Genomic DNA, 5000 nt, shown 5'->3' with positions numbered 1-5000 from the left:
ACCGGGACGGAGGCGACCACCGACACCACTCTCGAACTCAGCGCCTAACAACTAAAAGGATCACCGACCGCTACACCAACACCCGGGACTTGACCGCTGCGCTGCGGGCTTTCACGGCGGACACCCGTAAGGCCCGTAGGACGCGCAGGCACTCAACGGGTCCGTCCTTGGCTTTCGGAAGTGCCGTACTCCTGCCTGTGATGACGGACTGGGCCGCCCGATAGGCATCCAAGGGATCTGACTTACCCTTGAGTCGGCGCTGCTGCCGGTCAGGCCGGTTGACCTCGATAACGAGAATCCCTTCGCCCTGCAGAACCCTTGTTAGCGCGGCACCGTAGGTGCCGGTGCCTTCCATACCGATTTGCAGGACCACACCGAAGCCGGTGATGAAGCCAACGACTTCCCGGTAGCCCGCTGACGTCGTCGGAAACGCCCGATCACCTAACGGTTTCCCGTACTCGGTGACGACGGCGACGTGATGGGTATCAGCGTGCGTGTCGACACCGACAACAACACGCTGCGCCTGCGCTTCTGACTCTGACATGTCTGCCTTTCGATGGAGGTGAATCTCCACGCGCCAGAACGGGCAGGCAATACGGTAAGGGGATCTGGTCAGGCTCCTGACTTGTTTCATTGATGGTGGGATGCCGCAGGATCTGCAGTCTTGTAGCGTCCAGGGTGTCAGCCGGCACAGGTCCGCAAGCTCCTTGCCGCCCGTATTGTTCGGGTTGGCTCACTGATAGCGTGCCGCGCCGCTGACACCCGCCCGGGGCGTGGCTCGACAGAGGCATGCAAACACTTCAAGTCAGGGTGCCCGCTACGGGTGATCCATCACCGACCTCGGCGTAAGGACCCGGACATGATCATCATCGGCATCGACCCGCACAAATCCTCCATCACCGCAGCAGCCATCGATTCCTCGGGCTGCCAGCTCGGGGTACGGCGCTTCATCGTCAACGCAGGAACCGCTAAACAGTTGCTGGGCTGGGCTGCGCAGTGGCCCGAGCGTAGATTCGCTATCGAAGGTGCCAACGGTCTGGGCCGAGGAACCGCCCAGATCCTCGTGGCCCATGGCGAGGCCGCCGTGGATGTTCCCTCCACGCTGGCCATGAAAGTCAGGGTCCTCTCCACCGGTGGCGGGCGTAAAAGCGACCCTGCGGACGCGTTCGCGGTCGCCCTGACGGGGCTGCGGCAGGAGAATCTGCGCGTCGTCGTAGCAGAGGATCAGAGCACGATCCTGCGTCTGCTGGCCGAACGCCGCGAGGATCTGGGCCACGAACGTGCCCGGCTGCTCAATCGCCTGCACAGGCTCCTGCGTGAACTTCTACCCGGTGGTGTCGAACCCGGTCTGAGCGCTGATAAAGCCGCCGCGGCGCTGCGTACGATCAGGCCGGCAACAGCTACCGACGCGGTCCGGCGTGAGCTCACCAAAGAGCTGCTGGCTGATCTTCGACGCATCGATTCCGCTATCAAAAGCAATGAAGCGCAGACCCGTACTGCGTTGGATGCTTCCAACAGCACCTTGCAGGAAATCCCCGGTATCGGCGTCGTCCTGGCGGCAAAACTCCTGGGCCATGTCGGTGACATCACCCGATTCCCCAGCGCCTCACATTTCGCCAGCTACACAGGCACCGCGCCCCTGGAGGCCTCCAGCGGCAACCACCACCGGCACAGACTCAACACCGGCGGCAACCGGCAACTCAACTCCGTGCTGCACACCATGGCCGTGTGCCAAAGCCGCGACCCCGGACCAGGCCGGGACTACTACCTGAAGAAAATCGCTGAAGGAAAAACACCCCGCGAAGCCCGCAGAGCACTCAAACGACGCCTCTCCAACGTCCTCTACCGACAAATCCTCCACGACCACCACTACGCCGAAAAGACCGCCGCTTGACACACAGAGGCGCTATCAGGCCATACCCGCCGGCGCGTGAAGCGATCGCGGGGCCGGTGGACAGGTCAAATGACGGACAGTAGCCCAAGGGCCACGTCATGTGGGCGGAGAGCCACACCGGAACCGCGATCAGTTTCCACTATTACCGTGGGCGGGTGGAGCACTTTGGGTCAGCTCAAAGCCGTCCACCTGTGGGTGACCTGCGGCACCCGCCAGTCTCCCCTGGTTGGGGCCTTGATGACTGCTTCACTACTGACGAAACTCCTGGTAGGCATCCGTGCCTTCGGCACGATGACGAGCCGCGGATCAGTGTCCCGGATTGACGGATTCGAGGTATTGCTGCACGGCGGTTTCCGGTACCCGGTAGGAGCGGCCGAATCGGATACCCTCCAGCGCCCCGGATTGCACCAAACGGTACACCGTCATTCTTGAGACCCGCATCCTGGCGGCTATCTCCGCAACAGTCAGAAGGTTCGTCGTCATTGGTCGGTTCTGTGCCACTGATACACCTGCTCCTCGAAACTCATTCGTCACTTCTGCGACCTTATTAACAGTGGCCGCTCCTCTTTGCCACCGCACGAGTAGCCGCTACGTGTTTTCATGCCTCTCACCCTGAGTAGTCGAGGAAGGTTCGGGTCGTTCCTCCGGGAAGGGCTGTCCCGCGGCAAGGAAAAGGGCGTCATTGCTATCGCCGCTAGTGCACCGACCCGTCTGACCCACTACTGGCATGCTCGAATGCGCCGATGAGCTTCGAGGATTGGACGAAGGCTCGGAACTCCTCAGCCAAACTTAGGAACAGCGGATGTCGAACGTGTGGCCGCTGACGACAGTGCAGACATGTGTGATCCACCTGATCCGGAAAACGTTCAAGCTCAGTGCGGCGGGACAGGTCCCCGCGTTTCCCCGCCGGTGGGGGAACCTATCGGGTACATGATCATCCCCGAGCTTTTTGGCAGCCCCGTAGCTGGGATGCTGTGGCTACAGCCAGTCGGTAGGGTCTACTGTCTGGCCATTGACGACAACTTCGAAGTGGAGATGGCAGCCGGTGGAATTTCCGGTGGACCCGACCGCTCCAAGGGGAGTGTCACTTCCAACTGGCTGGTTCGGCTGAACACCGATGCTTTCGAGGTGGTTATAGGTGGTCTCAAGGCCGTTGCCGTGATTGATGACGATACGGTTTCCGCCGCCATAGGCACTGAATCCTGCTTCAACGACAGTACCGGCGGCGGAACTGAAGACCGCAGTGCCGCACCCTGCCGCGAAATCGAGGCCGGTATGCAGTTCCTCTGCCCCGGCCACCAGCGGATTGCTCCTGAACCCGAACGGAGAATTGACGACTAGGCTCATCAAAGGCAAGCCCAGCCGATCACCCGGTACTCGTTCTGCCGCGGGTCCGGGCACCGGCGAAATTACCCCTGAAGTCTCCATCACCGGTCCGGGTACCGCTGATGGCTCAATCACGGAAGCCGCTGCAGGCCCGCCCAGCCCCACTTCGTCAGTCAACAGAATGATGTCATCCGCGTAAATGATGGTGTCCAACCCCGTGCCGTTCAGGGCGAACACGGTCTCCAGCTCCACACCATACAACTGGGAGATCGAGCCCAGGGTATCCCCAGGAATCACTACGTGGCTACGGGGCCCGGAAGAGACAGCAGTTTCTTCAGCTACGACAATGGTGTCGGTGGGGTAAATGATGGTGTCCAACCCCATGCCGTTCAGGGCGAACACCGATCCCAACTCCACACCGTACGTCCGTGAGATCGCGCTCAGGGTATCCCCAGAAATCACCTCATGGGTTGAACGGGTTCTGGACGGCACAGTGACGGGCACCTTCAAGGCTGGCGCGGAGCCCGCTACGCCGAGCGTTTCGGGAACGCTGTTAGCGTTCGCTGGAAGTCCTCCACTTATCAGCAAACCCGATGCGGCCAGAGCCACGGCCGCGGATCGACCGACATTCCCTGCCTGCGAGGTCACCGCACGTGAGACGGTCTTCACCTGCTGCGATCGGCTCGGGGTTGCACGGTGACGTGCCGGACGGCGATTCTTGGACAAGATGAGCCTCTCAATGGCCTGCGAAACTATTCCTCAGACTCGGGTGGAATTACCTGGACGGAGAATTGAGCAACCCGTCCAGCGGATATGTGGTGGCGGTCCGGTTGCTGGCACCTTCGCTGTCCGTAGTGCGCTTGACTGCTTGGCTTCATAACTCCGCGCCGCCGGAATGACATCGGCTTCATCCTTGTGGAAGGCCGTCTGTCCCCCATCGTGCAGTTCGGGGTGCCGGGAATCAGCGGCTCATGAATCTATTCTTCAGTGGATATTTCAGTTTTTCCTGCGCTTATAACCCTTTTTGGCACAGGAATTCCACGGGATTGCCAAGGCCAGGGCGCAGGGAAAGCGGACCTGCCGAAAAACCAGGCAGATGTTTGCCGCATCCCACGATGCCCCTCACGCAACGAACCCGTTCCTACATGGTCATGACCCTCGCCTAGCGTTGCACCATCCGGACGCCGGTGGTGGGGGTCCAGGTGAGGGTTCCGGTTTGGAAGGTTTGGGTGCATTGGGTGGTGGTGGGGCAGGTTTGGGTGGTCACGGGGTATCCCAGGGCACCGTTTTCGGCTCCTTGTGTCCGGTAGGTGGTGCGGATAGGTCCGGTGACGGTCGAGTGGGCGTTGGTCGTGGCGGACCAGAGGATCTCGCCATTCTGGAAGGACTGATAGCAACCGTTATCGCGCAGCCCACAAATCTCGATGTTGACCGGGTAACCGAGAACACCGTTCTCAGCTCCCGCGGCCCGGTAGGCATTACGGATTCCGCCGCTGCGGCTGATCACCGCACCGGTAGTAGCGGACCAGAGAATCTCGCCGCGCTGGAAGGACTGGTAACAGCCGCCGTCGCGCAACCCGCAAATCTCAGGGCTTCTCGGGTAGCCGAGAATACCGTTCTCAGCACCCGCGGCCCGGTAGGCCTGACGAATCCCGCCCTGCCGGCTGACGTGCGCCCCGGTCGTAGCGGACCACAGGATCTCACCGCGCTGGAAAGACTGCGAACAACCGTTATCACGCAACCCACAGATCTCAGCACTGGTGGGGTAACCCAGGACACC

Annotated in this window: 5 protein-coding genes; 1 reads left to right on the top strand and 4 read right to left on the bottom strand. The window is 61.3% G+C overall.

Annotation, left to right across the window (positions count from 1 at the left end; translation table 11 throughout):
- Positions 1 to 70 precede the first annotated feature (70 nt).
- Entirely contained in the window at positions 71 to 544 is a 474-nt protein-coding gene (locus tag IWX65_RS17155) for an IS110 family transposase (protein WP_196884763.1), read from the bottom strand.
- Between the two features lie 315 nt (positions 545 to 859).
- On the opposite strand from IWX65_RS17155, the gene IWX65_RS17150 reads away from it, so the two are divergent.
- Entirely contained in the window at positions 860 to 1894 is a 1035-nt protein-coding gene (locus IWX65_RS17150; RefSeq protein WP_196884762.1) for an IS110 family transposase, read from the top strand.
- Between the two features lie 306 nt (positions 1895 to 2200).
- Here IWX65_RS17150 and IWX65_RS17145 read toward each other — a convergent pair whose 3' ends face one another.
- From IWX65_RS17145 to IWX65_RS17135, 3 genes are all read right to left on the bottom strand, one after another.
- A complete protein-coding gene (locus IWX65_RS17145; RefSeq protein WP_196884761.1) occupies positions 2201 to 2377 on the bottom strand; it encodes a helix-turn-helix domain-containing protein in 177 nt (58 codons plus the stop codon).
- Positions 2378 to 2872: 495 nt separating this feature from the next.
- On the bottom strand, positions 2873 to 3712 hold the full coding sequence (locus tag IWX65_RS17140) for a peptidoglycan DD-metalloendopeptidase family protein (protein ID WP_196884760.1): 840 nt from the start codon (positions 3710 to 3712) through the stop codon (positions 2873 to 2875).
- Positions 3713 to 4382: 670 nt separating this feature from the next.
- A partial coding sequence (locus IWX65_RS17135) for an LGFP repeat-containing protein (RefSeq protein WP_442859216.1) occupies positions 4383 to 5000 on the bottom strand: 618 nt, incomplete at its 5' end.

This window comes from Arthrobacter sp. CAN_A214 (assembly GCF_015751955.1).
GTDB lineage: Bacteria > Actinomycetota > Actinomycetes > Actinomycetales > Micrococcaceae > Arthrobacter_D.
The sequence above is the reverse complement of the archived record's forward strand: the minus strand, read 5'-3'. Positions and strand labels throughout refer to the sequence as shown.